Raw genomic sequence first — 14,736 nt, 5'->3', positions numbered from 1 at the left:
GGCGTCCGGTCGACGGGACATCCGCAAGCCGGCCGATGGGGACACCCGCAAAGGAAAAGGCAAGGAGCACTCTGTCCTCGCCACTCTTAACTTATAGCGCGCCGGGGGGCTTGCGGCAAGACCCGGGTCGCGGCGCAGAATCGTCGGCCAAGGCCACAACCTGCGGAAACAGGGGTATGACGTGCGTGTGTCGTTGTCGATGTCAAGAGGGGCGCGGTGGCGTCGAACCGGCGGTGGGACCGGCAACGGGGCCGGGAAGGCGACCACGGTCGAGGGCGTACCGCACGGAGGTGTCGCGGTGATCGGGCAGTACGTGCTGGACCTTCAAGAGATCGACGAGAGCCAGGGCCCGGCCGTCGGAGGCAAGGGTGCGCACCTGGGCGCGCTGTCGCGGATCGACGGCATCCGGGTGCCCGGTGGCTTCTGCGTGACGACGGACGCCTTCCGGCGGGTCATGGCGGAAGCGCCGTCGATCGACGAGCGGCTCGACCGGCTGTCGCGCCTGAACCCGGACGACCGGGAGGCGATCCGTACACTCAGCGCGCAGATCCGCCGCACCATCGAGGAAACCGCCGTCCCGGGAGATCTCGCGGCGGCGATCACCCGCGCGCTCGCCGGGTTCGGTGAGCAGGCCGCCTACGCCGTCCGATCCAGCGCGACGGCAGAGGACCTGCCTGCGGCCTCCTTCGCCGGGCAGCAGGACACGTACCTGAACGTCGTGGGGCCGACGGCGGTCCTCCGGCACATCAGCCGCTGCTGGGCCTCGCTGTTCACCGAGCGGGCCGTGACCTACCGTCAGCGCAGCGGCATCGACCACCGTACGGTCCACATGGCCGTGGTCGTGCAGCGGATGGTCTTCCCGTACGCGGCCGGCGTCCTGTTCACCGCCGACCCCGTCACGGGCAACCGGAAGGTCGCCACCGTGGACGCCGGCTTCGGCCTCGGCGAGGCCCTGGTCTCCGGCCTGGTGAATCCCGACGTCTTCAAGGTGCGGGACGGTGAGGTGGTCGCCAGGACGATCGCCGCCAAACGGTGTGCCGTTCACGCCCTGCCGTCCGGAGGCACGCGGAAAGTGGTGATCGACGCGCGGCGCCGGGAGCAGCCTGCGCTGACGGATGCGCAGGTCGTGCGCCTCGTGCAGTTCGGGCGGCGGATCGAAGCGCACTTCGGCCGCCCTCAGGACATCGAGTGGTGCCTGGCCGACGACGGTTTCCACCTCGTTCAGAGCCGGCCGATCACCACACTGTTCCCCGTTCCGGAGAGCGGTGACCAGGAGAATCACGTCTATGTCTCCGTCGGCCATCAGCAGATGATGACCGACCCCATGAAGCCCCTCGGGCTCTCCATGTGGCAGCTGACGGCCATGGTGCCGATGCACGAGGCCGGCGGGAGGCTGTTCGTCGACGCCACCCGGCGGCTGGCCTCGCCCGTGAGCCGCGCCGGCCTTCTGGACGTCATGGGAAGAGGCGATCCGCTGGTCAGGGACGCTCTGGAAACCCTCCTGGACCGCGACGGTTTCGTCCCGTCGCTCCCGGACACGGGTACGGGTCCCGGGGGGCCGCCGGCCGGTGGCGCGTCCGCTGTGATCGACACCGATCGGGCCGTCGTGACCGAACTGGTCGAGCGCAGCCAGGCGTCCCTCGCCGCCCTTGAGCGAGGCATCCGGACGAAGACAGGGCCGGCGCTGTTCGACTTCCTGCTGGAGGCGTTCGAGGAGCACAAGCGAGTGCTCAGCGATCCGCTGAGCATGCAAGTGATCATGGCGGGGATGGAGGCCACGTGGTGGCTCAACGACAACCTGCACGAGTGGCTGGGTGAGAAGAACGCGGCGGACACGCTGACTCTGTCCGCCCCCGGCAACGTCACCTCGGAAATGGGACTGGCGCTCCTCGATGTCGCGGACGTGATCCGCAGGCAGCCGGAGGTGGTGGGGTTCCTGCAGGGTGTCGAGGACGAGGGCTTCATGGACGAGTTGGAGGAGCTCCCGGGCGGGGCCGAGGCGCGCGACGCCCTCGAGGCCTACCTCGACCGGTACGGCATGCGCTGCGTCGGCGAGATCGACATCACGAGGCCACGCTGGCGCGAGCGCCCCACCACGCTCGTGCCCATGATTCTCGACAACGTCAGGAACTTCGAACCGGGTGCCGCCGAGCGGCGTTTCGAGCAAGGGCGGCAGAAGGCGGAGAAGAAGGAACGGGACGTGCTGTCATGCTTGCGGGCCCTGCCGGACGGGGACCGGAAAGCCGACGAGACCAAGCGGATGATCGACCGGGTCCGAACCTTCATCGGGTATCGGGAGTACCCCAAGTACGGCATCATCAGCCGCTGCTTCGTCTACAAGCAGGCCCTGCTGGAGGAGGCGGAACGCCTCGTGCGGGCCGGCGTGCTTCCCGAGAAGGAGGACATCTTCTTCCTCACGTTCGACGAACTCCGCGACCTCGTGCGTTCCCACCGGGCGGATGACCGGCTCATCCAGCAGCGCAAGGACGCGTTCCGGTCGTACCACGCGCTCACACCGCCCCGGGTCCTCACCTCGGACGGCGAAGCCGTCAACGGTGCGTACCGGCGCGACGACGTGCCGGCCGGCGCCCTGGTCGGCCTGCCGGTCTCGGCCGGGACCGTCGAGGGAAGGGCCCGCGTCGTCCTCGACATGGCGGAGGCCGATCTCGAAGCGGGCGACATCCTGGTGACGGCCTTCACGGACCCCAGCTGGTCGCCGCTGTTCGTCGGAATCGAAGGCCTGGTGACGGAGGTGGGCGGCCTGATGACCCACGGCGCAGTGATCGCCAGGGAGTACGGCCTGCCGACCGTCGTGGGTGTGGAACGGGCCACCCGGCTGATCAGGGACGGACAGCGGATCCGCGTGCACGGAACCCACGGGTACGTCGAGATCCTGGCCTGACCGGCGTGCCCTGGGGCACCGAGGCGCTCACCGCGTTGACGCAGAAGCGTCCGCCGCCACCGCCGTTCGACGACCGGCCCTGCTGTCGCAGACCGTGCGCTCCGACCCACGCGTACCGCAGCGGTCGGTGCTCGAGGCGTTTCGGCCGGAGCGGCCGCCGACCCCTCCGGCGGCCGGCGGAAAGCGGGCCCCGGCCACGGAGCCGGCGGACGCCGCACCGGGCCGGCCCGGCCTCGCGGAGCCGCACGGGCAGGCGGCTCAGCCGGTGCGGTACTTCTTCGCCGCCGCCTGGGCCAGCTGCTGTGACCTGCGCAGAGCGGTGTCCACCGATTGTCCACCGGCTATGGCGCGGCTGATCTCCCGGGAGACCTTGGTACCGAGATCGGCGAATTCGGGGATGCCCACGTACTGGACGCCTGTGTAGGGGCGTGGGCCCACCCCCGGGTTCCGAGGGTCGGCGGAGTTCGTCTCCGCCGCGTACTCCTGCCGGTACCACGCGGCGGCCGCATTCTGGTAGTCGGAGTTGGCGTAGAGCGACTTCCGGCTTCCGGCGGGTGCCGCGATCCAGCCGAGTTCCGTGCCGACCAGGGACTGGTACTCCTTCGAGGAAGCCCAGGAGATGAACTTCCAGGCGGCGTCCTTGTTCTTGCTCGCGTTCTGGATGCTCCAGGCCCACGCCCACAGCCAGCCGGTCTTCTCGGTCCTGTCGTGCGGGGCGGCGACATAGCCGACCTTGCCCTTGACCGCCGAGCCGTCGGCCTCGACGGACGACGCCAGGGAGGTCGCGTCGTACATCATGGCGCACTTGCCTGCCACGAAGGTGTCGAGTGTTTCCAGGACACCGCTGCGGTAGGCGTCAGGCTGCCCGTACCTGCGGACCAGGTCGACGTAGAACCGCACGGCCTTCCTGAACGCCGGTGACGTGAGCTGTGCGTTCCAGTTCATGTCGTACCAGGAGCCTCCGAAGGTGTTGACGACGGTGTTGATCGGGGCGAGGTTCTGGCCCCATCCCGGCAGCCCCCGCAGACAGATGCCGTTCACACCGTCGGTGCCGTCGACCTTGGCCGCCAGCGAGGCGACCTGGTCCCAGGTCGGATTCTGCGGCATGGTCAGCCCGTTCTTCCTGAAGAGGTCCTTGCGGTACATCAGGAAGGAACCCTCACCGTAGAAGGGCTCGGCATAGACCCTGCCGTCGGTCCCGGTCATCGATGTCATGAGGTTGGGGAACATGTCGCCCTGGTCGAAGGACTTGTCCGCCTTCGCGTAGGAGTCCAGCGGGGCGAGCCAGCCGTCCTTCGCGTAGATGGGTGCGTCGTACGAGCCGACGATCACGACGTTGTAATGCCCCGCCCGGCTCGCAAATTCGCGAGCCGTCCTGACGCGCAACTGGTTCTCCGGCAGCAGGGTGTAATGCACCGTGATGCCGGAGTCCGCGGTGAAGTGCCTCTTCGTGAGCCTTTCCAGCTGCTGTGTCTGGGCGATGTCCAGCGCGAGCACGTTGATGCTCCGCTTCGGCCCGCCGGACGGCTGGTGCGTGGCGGTGCAGCCGGAGAACGCGACGGCCGCGGCCGCCACGGCTGCCGCGGTCGGACGGCTGAGGCTCCTGCGCTTCATGGCACTCCGATGACTCCGGGGTCCGCCTTTTTCCTCTCGTTCCCGATCTCGCCTCGGATGGATATTTCATGCTAATTCAACTCGCATGGGTTATCTCCTCGGGTACGAACGTGCCGCCCGCCGGGAGAGGGTGTCGGTGGTGACCGCAGCGAGCAGTACAGCACCAGTGATCATGAACTGGACGGAGTCCTGGACGCCCAGAAGCGCCATGCCCGAGGCGATCGACTCGATGACCAGCACCCCGAGCAGCGCGGACCACGTCGTACCGCGCCCGCCGAACAGACTGGTGCCCCCGATGACGACCGCGGCGATGGCGTTGATCAGCAGCATGCCGGAGCCGGCGACGCGGGCTGTCGTCGGGCTGGCCGAGGTGAGTTCCGAGGCCACGATCAGCCCACCGGTCGCGGCCAGCGTCCCCGACACCATGAACACCATGATCTGCACCCCTGCCACACCCACGCCGGCGCGGCGAGCCGCCTCGATACCGCCCCCGAGCGCGTAGACCCTCCGCCCGTAGCGGGTGCGACGCAGGAAGCAGTCCGAGGCGACGACGACCGTCAGGAAGATCAGGAGGGCGAACGGAAGCCCCTGGAACTGGTCGAGCATGTGGGCGGCGGCGAAGGAGATCACGGCCAGGAGAGCTGTCCGCACCCAGATCTCGCTCAGCGACCGGTACGGCGTCCCGGCGTCCCGGCGTCGGCGCCTGTTCCGGTGGGAAACCAGGAGGTACCCCGTGGTACCGAGCCCGGCCAGACCGTACGCGGCACCGGCGGCACCGAAGTACGTGCTGGTCAGGGAGGCGACCAGGCCTCCCTCGTCGATGCTGACGGTGCCGCTCGAACCCAGGAGGAGAAGGGTCAGGCCGTTCCAGGCCAGCAGTCCGGCGAGGGTGACGATGAACGCGGGCACGCCGACCCGGGCGTAGAAGAACCCGTGGACGGCTCCCACCGCAGTCCCCGAGGCCACCGCCACGACGACGGCAAGCCATTCCGGTACGCCGAGGTTCACGTTCAGTACGGCGAACACGGCCCCGCCCAGACCGCTGACGGAACCGACCGAGAGGTCGATCTCGCCGATCAGCAGTACGAAGACGACGCCGACGGCGACCAGGCCGGTACCGACGATGTCCACGCTGAGGTTGGACAGGTTGCGCGGCGAGAGAAAGTTGTCGTCGAGGCCCTGGAAGACGAGCCAGATCGCGACCAGGCCGAGGATGATCAGGAGCGGGCCGCGTTCGTCGCCGCGCAACCTGGCGTTGAACGCTGCGGCGTATCCCCTGAGGGACAGGTTCCGTACGTGGCTGCGCGGTTCCCGGCCGGACGTGGTGGACGCGGTGCCGGTGCCCGTGCGGCTGTGCCCTGAATCCTCGGGTGCCCCCTTCCTGCTCACGGCCATGCCTCCTCGTCGCGCGTCGTGCGGTGGGCCACGGCGTTGTCCGCCGCGCCGGTGATGGAGGAGACGATCTGCTCCTGTGGCGTGGTGTTCACGTCGAAGAGGCCGTTGTTGCGGCCGAGGCGCAGGACGGCGACGCGGTCGGCGACGGCCTTGACGTCGCCCATGTTGTGGCTGATGAGGAGGACCGCGAGGCCACGGTCGCGCAGTTCCTCGATGAGGTCGAGGAGGTGGCTCGTCTGCTCGACGCCCAGTGCGGCGGTGGGTTCGTCGAGAAGGAGAACCTTGGGTGCGGTCATGAGCGAGCGCGAGATCGCGACAGCCTGCCGCTGTCCGGCCGACAGTGCGTCGACGGGCATGCGCACATCCGGGATGTGGATGGGCAGCGTGCGCATCAGCTCATGGGCGCGGCGTTCCATCTCCACCTCGTCGAGGATGCCGAATCTGCCGATCTCACGGCCGAGGAAGAGGTTGCCGACGATGTCGAGGTTGCCGCACATCGCGAGGTCCTGGTAGACGGCCGCGATGCCCAGCCTCTGGGCGTCGTGGGGGCGTTTGATCTGTACGGGGCGGCCTTCCCATTCGATGGCGCCCTTGTCGGCGGGGCCGACACCGGAGATCACCTTGATGAGGGTGGACTTGCCGGCGCCGTTGTCGCCCACCAGGGCGACGACCTCCCCGGCACGGATCTGGAGCTCGACGTCCACGAGCGCGTGCACGCCGCCGAACCGCTTGGAGACGCCGCGCAACGAGAGCACGGGTGGGTACGCCACGGGGATCACCTCCCTTTGCCGGGTGAGTGCGTCTCCCGGAGGAGGCCGGCCGTGTCACAGGCGTGCCGGAGCTCCGGCGTGCAGATCTGGTCGGTCGTGTAGACGCCCTTCTCGACGAGGGTCTGCCGGATGTTGCCGAGCGTCACGGCGATCGGGGCGAGGAGGACAGCCGGGACGCCCTTGACGGTGGTGTTGCCGCCGATGCGCTCGCCGCGTTCCAGGGCGACGGCCATGGCGGCCGCTGCGGCGGCCTCCGCCCCGAAGGGTTTGTACACAGTCATGTACTGCTCCCCTCTGACGATGCGCCGTACGGCCTCGAGCTCCGCGTCCTGACCGGTGACAGGGGGCAGCGGCTCGACGTGGGCGTTCTTGAGAGCGGTGACGACTCCGGCGGCGATGGCGTCGTTGGCGGCCAGGACACCGCCGATCCGCTCCGGACCGAGGGCGGTGATGGCGGCGGTCATACGGTCGCGTGCGCTCTCCGTCGTCCAGGCCAGGGTGTCGTACGTCTTGCCGATCTTCACCTTGCCCTTGATGACGGACAGGGCCCCTTGGGCGTACCAGGCGGCGTTGGGGCTGGTCGGATCGCCGTTCATCATGACGACCTGGCCGCCGTGCGCCTTCTCTCCCATGGCCTTGAGGAGAGCCTCGCCCTGGAGCCTGCCGATCCTGGCGCCGTCGTAGGTGACGAAACCCGAGATCGGGCCTTCGGCGAGCCGGTCATAGGCGACGACCGGGACGTTCGCCCTGTGCGCCGTCCGGACCGAGGAGCGGAGTGCTTCAGGGGCTACGGCGTCGAGGATCACGACCCGGACCCCATTGGCGATCATGGAGTTCATCTGCAGACGCTGTCTCGTCGCGTCGTTCTCGGCGTTGCGGTACGCCACGGTGCAGCGGGCGCACAGCTCCTTCAGCTTCTTCTCGACCAAGGGCTTGTCGTATTGTTCCCAGCGAGGCAGCCCACGGCTCGGCAGCAGCAGACCGACGGTGAAGCCGTCCCTGCCGCCCCCGCCGCCGCTTCCGCAGCCGGCCAGGGACATGGCCGTGAGACCCGCGACGACGGCCGCGAGGACCTGTTGCGCGCAGATCCTCATGCGATGTCCCCTCGTCCTTCCGCCGGCCCGGCATCAGCGGGATCGGGTACGACGATCTCGCTCCACACCTGCTTGCCCCCGCCGACCGGTACAGAGCCCCAGGCCGCCGACATCGACTCGATCAGCAGCAGACCCCGGCCGCCGGTCGCCTCCCAGTCCACGATCACCGGCTTCGCGGGTGCACGCGGCGAGGAATCGCTCACGGCGACCCGCACCCGGTCCGCGGCACGGGTGAGATCGAGGCGAACCGCCCCCTGGGTGTGCACCACGGCGTTGGTGACCAGCTCGGAGACGATCAGCAGCACGGCGTCGGCGTGCTCCGTCATCTTCCACGCGCGCAGGGTGCGCGCTGCGAAACGGCGGGCGTGCATCACCGCGTCGGGCAGCCGCCACACCACGTAGCCGGCCCGTACCGGCCGGACCTTCGGCCCGTCGTAGCGAAGCAGCAGCAGCGCGATGTCGTCCTCGCGGCGCCCGGCGTCCCCGAGCAGGTCGTCGGCCATCCGCCCGGGGTCCGAGGGATCGGCGGCGGCGAGAGCGTCACACGTCCGGTGCATGCCCTCGTCCAGAGGGAGGCCGGCGGACTCGACCAGGCCGTCGGTCACCAGGACGAGGACCGTGCCCGGAGCCAGGGTGACCGCGGTCATCGGGAACTCCGCCTCCGCGAGTACACCCAGCGGAAGTCCGCCCTCGACCTGCACCTCCCCGGTACTGCCGTCGGGGCGGCGCACGAGCGGCGGGAGGTGGCCGGCCCGGACGAACCAGGCGTTGCCCTCCTCCAGATCCAGCTCGACGTAGCAGCAGGTGGCGAACAGGTCGCTCTCCATCCCGACCAGGAGGCGGTTGGCACGCGAGACGACCACATCGGGCGGATGGCCCTCCACCGCGTAGGCCCTGACCGCGGTGCGCATCTGGCCCATCATGGTCGCGGCTGCGGCACTGTGGCCCTGTACGTCGCCGATGACCAGAGCGACCCGGGTCTCGGAGAGGGCGATGACGTCGTACCAGTCACCGCCCACCTGCAGCCCGCGCTCGGCGGGCAGATAGCGGGCGACGGCGACGCCACCGGGCAGTTCGGGCAGGCGCCGGGGCAGCAGACTGCGCTGCAGCATCGTCGCCAGCTCCTGCTCGGCGTCATACGCGTGCGCCCGCATCAGGGCCTGCCCGATCAGGCCGGCGGTCGCGATGAGCAGGGACCGCTCGGCGGGAACGAACTCGTGCGGCTCGTCCCACCCGACAAGGCACACGCCGGTGACCCGGCTCTTGGCGGGGAGCGGCAGGACGGCCAGGGCGCCGGGACCGATTTCCGACAGACCGGGCTCGAGCGCGGCACCGGCAGGCCACAGGCTCATGCGTCCGCGCCGCAGGGCCTTCCGGAGAGTGGGCAGGGCGTCGATCGGTGCGTCCGGCCACTCGGCCCGCCAGGTACGGGGCCAGGCGACGGGCTGCGGCGGGTCGAGCACGGTGACCGCCAGCCGGTCGTCCTGCAGTTCGGCGAGCGCCACCCGGTCGGCACCCAACGGTTCGCGCAGGGCGGAGACCACCACCTGGCCGACATCCCTGACCGTGGTGGCGTCGTCGAGTGCCGCTGTCAGCCACTGGACCTGGGAGACGTCATCGGCGCTTCGGCGCAGCGCAGAGGCCGCCGCCACCACGCCGAGCACCTGTTCCGGCCGGTCGACGGTGGCTCTCCGCACCCGGCAGCTCAGAGTCAGCCAGCGGAGCTCACCGGTGGGCCGGCGCACTCGGAACTCCAGTTCCCGGTGGTCCGAGGTCGGGAGGGATGGTTCCATGACCGGCATCAGGGTGGGCAGGTCCTCCGGGACGGTGTGGGCGAGCAAGGTGTCCGCCTTGCCGTCGAAGCCGTCCGGGGCGATGCCGAACAGCTCGAGCACGGTCGTGTCCGCTTCGACCAGGCCGGTGTCCGGTACCAGGACGAACGAGCCGACGCGCAGATCGCGCAGGGCGGTGCTCAGCAGGGGGAGGGGGGCGGCGCCGTCGGCTTCGGCCTGGAGCCGGTCGGCTACCGCGTCGGCGTACTGTTTCAGCAAGCCCCGCTGCTCGGTTCCGAAGCCGTCCGCGGCGTCGCCGACGACGACAAAGCAGCCGAGCTGCCTGTTGGCCGCCCCGAGAGGCAGCGCACCGAGTGACAGGCCCGCTCGAATTCCTGCTGTGTCGCCCTCGTGGAAGGAAGCGAGGGCTGCTGAGGTCAGCCACTGCGGCCGACCCGTGAGGAAGGCGTCGGACACGGGGGAACCAGCGGACAGCGTGAAACGTTCCGGCAGCCCGAAACTGGCCGCGGTGCCTCCGGCAGCCTCCACCAGGTGAAGACCGTCGAGCTTGTCACCGAGGGTGAAGACAGCTGCCAGCGTGGCCCCGGCGAACGCCAGGACCCGTTCTGTGGCGGCCGCGTCCTGCACCGGAGCCAGCGCGGCTGTACCCGCTGCCCCGGCCCCGTGTGGCCGCGGCCCTTTGGCCCGGACGCCACCGAAGTGGGGCATGTCCGCATCTACCTCCTACTTCTGTCGCAGGTGCCGACACGGGCAGGCCCCACGGAGCACGGGCGCGGTGGAGACACCGGACCGGCGACGGGGGACCACGCCGCCCTCAAGAGGCGGACACCCACCCATAAGGATCTCATATGTGAATAAATGCACCAGATACGTCAGGGGTGCCGGAGGTCCTCGTGGCCGAGCGTCCCCCTGGGGGCGCCGGAAGACGCGGACCACGTAGCGGCCCTGTTCTCCCGAAGCTACGGCGAAGTGACAAGTAGCTCTCTGTAATCACAGCGGCGCTCGGTCAGGGATGGCGGGGCGGGGCCCGGGGACTTCGCCGACCTGGAGGCGGGCGAAGTCGGTGTGGGCGGCTTCGACGGCTTCGGGGTGCCTCGCGCTTGGCGTGCTCGGCGAGCATCTCCAGGACCAGGCCGTGGACGGTGAGATGGCCGGCGAGCGCGGTCAGCTCGGCGGCGTCGCGGCCGAGGCGCTTCATCTCGTACACGGTGAAGACGACCCGGTAGTGCGGGGCGCGCGCCTCGACCTCCCGCGCCGTCCGCAGCGCCTCCTCGAACTTCGGGCGGACCCGCACCCGGGTGCTGATCTTCTCGCTGAAGATCTTGTCCCTGGGGATGCCGTGCTTGCTGAGCGCGTCGAGCCGGGAGTCGAGTTCCTGCCCGAGCGTCGAGCACCGCGCGTACCCGATGCGGATGTCCGCGCTCGGCAGGTCCGGGTCGATCGGCATCGGCGGCGGGGTACCCGGCCGCCACGGCCGGCCCGGGGCGCGGTCGGCCGGGGTCGGCACCCGCAGCGCCTTCTTCGGCCGGGGCACCATGGTGAAGCGGCGGGTGTGGTACGCGGAGGGCGGCAAGCCCTGAGCACCGGTGAGGGGTGGCCAAGCTTGGTAACCGGTGACGGTCGAGCGGCTTGGGTTGCGGTCCGGAATCGCGGTTGCCGACCAGATCACTCCGTGACGGGCAGGCACTCGGCGAGCAGGTCGACGACGTCACGCCACGCTCGCTGCGCGTGCCGTGGGTGGTAGCCGACGCCGGGGACCGTGGTGTGGTCGACCGGTGGGTGGTGGAAGGCGTGCAAGGCGCCGCCGTAGACCACGAGGCGCCAGTCGACGCCCGCGGCCTGCATCTCGGTGGTGAATGCGTCCCGTTGCGCGGGCGGCATGATCGGGTCTTCCGACCCGACCCCGGCCCACACCGGGCAGCGGATGCGTGCCGTCTCACCCGGTCGGCCCGTGGTCAGTGCGTTGACTGTCCCGATCGCGCGCAGGTCGACGCCGTCGCGCCCGAGTTCCAGCGCGATCGCGCCTCCGGTGCCGTAGCCGACGGCGGCGATCCGGTCGGGGTCGGTCCGCGGCTCGGCGCGGAGCACGTCGAGCGCCGCGTGGCCGATGCCTCGCATCCGGTCGGGGTCGGCGAGCAGTGGCATGCAACGGGCGAGCATCTCCTCGGGGTCGCCCAAATAGCGCCCGCCGTGGAGGTCGAAGGCCAGCGCCACGTATCCCAGCTCGGCGAGTGCATCGGTCCGGCGGCGCTCGACGTCGCTGAGCCCCATTCCCTCGGGCCCGACCAGGACCGCGGGCCGGCGGCCGGCACCGGCCGGGAGTGCGAGGTGCCCGATCATCGTCAGGCCGTCGGCCGCGTATTCGACCGTGCGCGTTGTAACCGTGGTCATGAGCCTGGACTGTAGTGATCGCCGGGCCCGGTGGGGCCGGTGTTCTGCCGCTGGCAGAAGAACAGGTCTCCGGCGTATTCCGGAACCACCCCGTCAGCGGTTCAGTCGAGCCGTCAAGTCCCGGAGTGCGCCGGTCAGGCGTGGGCGCCGGTCTACGCGGTCACCGACCTGCACAAGGAGCTGACCGGCGCCATGGACAACGACCCGTACATCGTCTGCACCATCCACGGCGGCCCCGATGACATCGACCAGGAGGCCGACCACCGGGACGACGACCTCGAAGGCCGCGCCGCCGACGGTCCGCACCCGCTCACCCCGGCCGGACTCCCGGCCGGCGATGAGTGGCAGCACCGATGATCTCCGGCGCCCGATCACGATCCGCCTGGAGTCCTGACCCGCCCTCACCGGCGTGACCGGTGCTCCGTGCCGTTCGGCTTCGCCGCTCGGCGAAGGCCGGGGCGGTCTCGGTGATGCCCCACCTCCTCGCCAAGGAACTGGACGTCATGCACCAGCCGGATGCGGGATGCCGAGTTCGACCGGAAGTTGTCCGTCGTCCAGGAGCGTTGGTCGCGCACGGTCGGCGGCTGACGGCATTCATGCGGAGTGAGCCCCGGTTGGACCCGTACAAGCAGCCGATCGACGAGATGCTTCGGGCGGACCTGGGCGCGTCGGCGAAGCAGCGGGGTCGTGTCCCCCGTTGTGCCACACCGTTGGTGCAACGGTGTGGCACCAAGCGGGAGGCCATCGTCCAAGGAGGCCGGGAGCGTCTTCAGCGCACCAGGAGACCGATAGCGACCGCCAGCCGTTCGAGGTACAACTCCCTTGATGCGACCTGGTGCTTGAGGCCGATCGAGGCGCTGATCATCGTCTGTGCGACAGGGAGGGCCCTCTCGCGTCCTGACTCGACGGCGATCGCGTCTGTGATCAGTTCCTCGAAACGTCGCGGCGTGGTCTCGATGATCTCTCCGAGGATGTCGGGATTGTCCTCGATGACCCTCGCGACATCGCGCGTCAGCGGGCCGATGTAGCGCCCCGCCCACTGGTCGAACGCCTCGACGAGGCGCTCCGAAAGGGTGCGGCCGCTGTCGGCCAGGACCTGTTCGACAGCGGTGATGTCGCGATCCAAGGCCCGGGTGACTGCGGCACGGAACAGAGTCTCCTTCGAGGAGAAGAGGAAGTAGAGCCCGGGCCGGGAGATGCGCGCCGCCCGCGCCACCTCCTCCATCGAGGTCTTCCGGTAACCGAATCGCGCGAACGTGGCCATGGCGGACTCCAGAACCACGGTTCGACGGTCGCTGTCAGCGACCGTCGGCGGCGGGTGGCCGGCGTCGGGACTGCTCATGGAGCGAGCATACGAGCGAGAACCGGACTATACAAATCAAGTCCAGTTCGTATAGTTGCGTCATGGACACTCGCGAACCCATCTCCACGCCCTTCACCTCCTCCAGCACCGCGGACGAGGTACTGCGGGACATCGACCTCACCGGCGTCCGCGCGATCGTGACGGGAGCGTCCTCCGGACTCGGGATCGAGACGGCTCGTGCGCTGACCGCTGCCGGGGCGGAAGTGACGCTCGCTGTCCGGAACACGGCTGCGGGTGTCGCCGTCGCCGAGACGATCGGGAAGTCGACCGGGGGGATCCGGCCCCGCGTCGTCCGGCTCGACCTCGCCGACAGGGCCACCGTCGCACGGTTCGTCGACGCGTGGGGCGGCCCGCTCCACCTGCTCATCAACAACGCCGGCGTGGTCACCGGTGGCCTCGAACGGACCCATGAGGGCTGGGAGCTGCAATTCGCGACGAACCATCTCGGCCACTTCGCGCTGGCCACCGGCCTTCATCACGCCCTGGCCCGGGGAGCGGCCGACCGCGACGGAGCACGGATCGTATCGGTCAGTTCGACGGCGCACATGCGGTCCGGCATCGACTTCGACGACCTCCACTTCGAGCGCCGCGGCTACGACCCGCAGATCGCCTACGCCCAGTCCAAGACGGCGAACTCCCTCTTCACCGTCGAGGCGACCCGACTGTGGGCGTCCGACGGCATCTTCGCCAACGCGGTGAATCCCGGTGGTGTCGCGACGGGGCTGCAACGGAACTTCACGCCGGCGCAGAAGGCGTCACTCGACGCGGCCGAGGCTGCCGGAGTCTTCACGTACAAAACGGTCGAGCAGGGGGCCGCCACCAGTATCGTCGCGGCCGTCGCCCCCGAGTTCGCTCACTCCGGAGGCCACTATCTCGACGATGCACAAGAGGCATACACCGTGCCGAACGACGCCGATCTCGCGCAGCACCCGCATGGTGTCAAGGAATGGGCGCTCGACCCCGCCACTGCCGAGCGCCTCTGGACCGTCTCGACCGACCTGCTCCGTATCTGACCTCCAGGAGCTGTCGTCAAAAGCTCTTGGCGAGTCGGTGCCGAGGTCATGCGTGATGCGTGCGTGGGGCATCTTTCTGTCGACGTGCGCGCTTCGCTCCGGCTGTTCGCCTTCTACCTGGCGAACGGCACCGTCGACGTTGAGTTGCTCGATGGGTTCGATTACCGCTCGACTGACCCGAGCCATCGGGTCGAGCCACCCTACGAAGCCTGGGAGACCGAACTCCATCTTTGAGGACCGGACGCCAGTCGGCGGGGCATCACACCCACATCACGAGCGAGGCGAGGGTGACGGCTCCCTGACAGGACTCGGCGGTCTCGTCATAGCGGGTGGCGACGCCGCGCCATTGCTTGAGGCGGGCGAAGCACCGTTCGGCGACGTTACGCCGCTTGCAGAGCTGC

The 14,736-nt window shown here is 69.5% G+C and carries 12 protein-coding genes and 1 pseudogene; 4 read left to right on the top strand and 9 right to left on the bottom strand.

The features are described 5' to 3' along the window. Positions 1-298: 298 nt before the first annotated feature. Complete coding sequence (gene rph, locus ABZ862_RS27745; protein WP_360963435.1) at positions 299-2,902, top strand: rifamycin-inactivating phosphotransferase; 2,604 nt, start codon at positions 299-301, stop codon at positions 2,900-2,902. A 258-nt stretch (positions 2,903-3,160) separates the two neighbouring features. Here the strand turns inward: rph and ABZ862_RS27740 are convergent, their stop codons facing one another. The 7 genes from ABZ862_RS27740 to ABZ862_RS27710 all read right to left on the bottom strand — a co-directional run bounded on the left by ABZ862_RS27740 (position 3,161) and on the right by ABZ862_RS27710 (position 11,959). Beyond that, positions 3,161-4,516: a sugar ABC transporter substrate-binding protein gene (locus ABZ862_RS27740; RefSeq protein WP_360963432.1), complete on the bottom strand. Its 1,356-nt coding sequence runs from the start codon at positions 4,514-4,516 to the stop codon at positions 3,161-3,163. 90 nt (positions 4,517-4,606) lie between these two features. Then, positions 4,607-5,764 (bottom strand): sugar ABC transporter permease, encoded by a 1,158-nt coding sequence (locus ABZ862_RS27735; RefSeq protein ID WP_360963645.1) that lies wholly within the window; start codon positions 5,762-5,764, stop codon positions 4,607-4,609. Between the two features lie 137 nt (positions 5,765-5,901). Further along, entirely contained in the window at positions 5,902-6,681 is a 780-nt protein-coding gene (locus ABZ862_RS27730; RefSeq protein WP_360963429.1) for an ATP-binding cassette domain-containing protein, read from the bottom strand. A 5-nt stretch (positions 6,682-6,686) separates the two neighbouring features. Further along, positions 6,687-7,775, bottom strand: coding sequence for a substrate-binding domain-containing protein (locus ABZ862_RS27725; protein ID WP_360963426.1), 1,089 nt, complete (start codon positions 7,773-7,775; stop codon positions 6,687-6,689). Continuing rightward, positions 7,772-10,276, bottom strand: coding sequence for a SpoIIE family protein phosphatase (locus ABZ862_RS27720; protein ID WP_360963423.1), 2,505 nt, complete (start codon positions 10,274-10,276; stop codon positions 7,772-7,774). The genes ABZ862_RS27725 and ABZ862_RS27720 overlap by 4 nt, the downstream gene beginning before the upstream one ends. Before the next feature lie 298 nt (positions 10,277-10,574). Beyond that, entirely contained in the window at positions 10,575-11,141 is a 567-nt protein-coding gene (locus ABZ862_RS27715) for a recombinase family protein (protein WP_360963420.1), read from the bottom strand. Positions 11,142-11,233: 92 nt separating this feature from the next. Next, the gene (locus ABZ862_RS27710) at positions 11,234-11,959 is read right to left on the bottom strand and encodes a dienelactone hydrolase family protein (protein ID WP_360963417.1); all 726 of its coding nucleotides are present in this window, start codon (positions 11,957-11,959) and stop codon (positions 11,234-11,236) included. Between the two features lie 192 nt (positions 11,960-12,151). Here ABZ862_RS27710 and ABZ862_RS27705 point away from each other — a divergent pair, with 192 nt between their 5' ends. Next, positions 12,152-12,316 (top strand): hypothetical protein, encoded by a 165-nt coding sequence (locus tag ABZ862_RS27705; protein ID WP_360963414.1) that lies wholly within the window; start codon positions 12,152-12,154, stop codon positions 12,314-12,316. Positions 12,317-12,728: 412 nt separating this feature from the next. On the opposite strand, the gene ABZ862_RS27700 is transcribed toward ABZ862_RS27705, so the two are convergent. Further along, positions 12,729-13,301, bottom strand: a complete 573-nt coding sequence (locus ABZ862_RS27700) for a TetR/AcrR family transcriptional regulator (RefSeq protein ID WP_360963411.1) — start codon at positions 13,299-13,301, stop codon at positions 12,729-12,731. A gap of 62 nt (positions 13,302-13,363) precedes the next feature. On the opposite strand from ABZ862_RS27700, the gene ABZ862_RS27695 reads away from it, so the two are divergent. Both ABZ862_RS27695 and ABZ862_RS27690 read left to right on the top strand, forming a co-directional pair. Next, complete coding sequence (locus tag ABZ862_RS27695; RefSeq protein ID WP_360963408.1) at positions 13,364-14,335, top strand: SDR family NAD(P)-dependent oxidoreductase; 972 nt, start codon at positions 13,364-13,366, stop codon at positions 14,333-14,335. Positions 14,336-14,398: 63 nt separating this feature from the next. Continuing rightward, complete coding sequence (locus ABZ862_RS27690; RefSeq protein WP_360963405.1) at positions 14,399-14,569, top strand: hypothetical protein; 171 nt, start codon at positions 14,399-14,401, stop codon at positions 14,567-14,569. Positions 14,570-14,594: 25 nt separating this feature from the next. Here the strand turns inward: ABZ862_RS27690 and ABZ862_RS27685 are convergent. Beyond that, positions 14,595-14,711: pseudogene (locus ABZ862_RS27685) on the bottom strand (IS5/IS1182 family transposase); the annotation flags it as partial. Positions 14,712-14,736 lie beyond the last annotated feature (25 nt).

This window comes from Streptomyces sp. NPDC047000, from assembly GCF_040644295.1.
Lineage (GTDB): Bacteria > Actinomycetota > Actinomycetes > Streptomycetales > Streptomycetaceae > Streptomyces.
The sequence above is the reverse complement of the archived record's forward strand: the minus strand, read 5'-3'. Positions and strand labels throughout refer to the sequence as shown.